General features: G+C 53.9%; 1 protein-coding gene and 3 tRNA genes. All 4 read left to right on the top strand.

All coding sequences use genetic code 11. The features are described 5' to 3' along the window. The first annotated feature begins 221 nt into the window (after positions 1 to 221). Positions 222 to 307, top strand: a tRNA-Tyr gene (locus NCS02_RS13155). A 30-nt stretch (positions 308 to 337) separates the two neighbouring features. Continuing rightward, positions 338 to 411, top strand: a tRNA-Gly gene (locus NCS02_RS13150). Positions 412 to 427: 16 nt separating this feature from the next. Continuing rightward, a tRNA-Thr gene (locus NCS02_RS13145) sits at positions 428 to 502 on the top strand. A gap of 62 nt (positions 503 to 564) precedes the next feature. Then, the coding region (locus NCS02_RS13140) for a GTP-binding protein (RefSeq protein WP_042615313.1) at positions 565 to 647 on the top strand (83 nt) is incomplete at its 3' end.

Genomic DNA, 647 nt, shown 5'->3' with positions numbered 1-647 from the left:
GGACCGTGAAACGACTCCACGCCGATGATAGTGCGGATACCCGTGTGAAAGTAGGTAATCGTCAGGCTCCTCATGCTGAAAGCAAGCGAAAGCCCCAACTCCAACGAGTTGGGGCTTTTTGCGTTTTTCGTCTCACCTATAAGTGAGAGCCTCGAATTTTTCGGGTCGTAAGAAACGCTTGACAACGGCGTGTTGTTACCCCATAATCGATAGTTCTCTGCGGAGGGGTGCCCGAGTGGCTAAAGGGGGCAGACTGTAAATCTGTTGGCTTACGCCTACGTTGGTTCGAATCCAACCTCCTCCACCAGAATTCAAGCGGTAAAGGAATCCAACCCTCGCGGGTGTAGCTCAATGGTAGAGCAGAAGCCTTCCAAGCTTACGACGAGGGTTCGATTCCCTTCACCCGCTCCAGTGTCGATTTTGTAGTGCCCATGTGGCTCAGTGGTAGAGCACTCCCTTGGTAAGGGAGAGGTCGGCAGTTCGATCCTGCCCATGGGCACCAGCTGTATCAGTCTAGTAAGTTGCGCGCGGCGCAAGGTGCGAAAATCCTGTTAGGAGTCGAAAATGGCCAAAGGTAAATTCGAGCGGACCAAGCCGCACGTGAACGTGGGCACGATCGGTCACGTTGACCACGGCAAGACCACGCT

Source organism: Caballeronia sp. NCF2 (assembly GCF_023631205.1).
Classification (GTDB): domain Bacteria; phylum Pseudomonadota; class Gammaproteobacteria; order Burkholderiales; family Burkholderiaceae; genus Caballeronia; species Caballeronia zhejiangensis.
The sequence above is the reverse complement of the archived record's forward strand: the minus strand, read 5'-3'. Positions and strand labels throughout refer to the sequence as shown.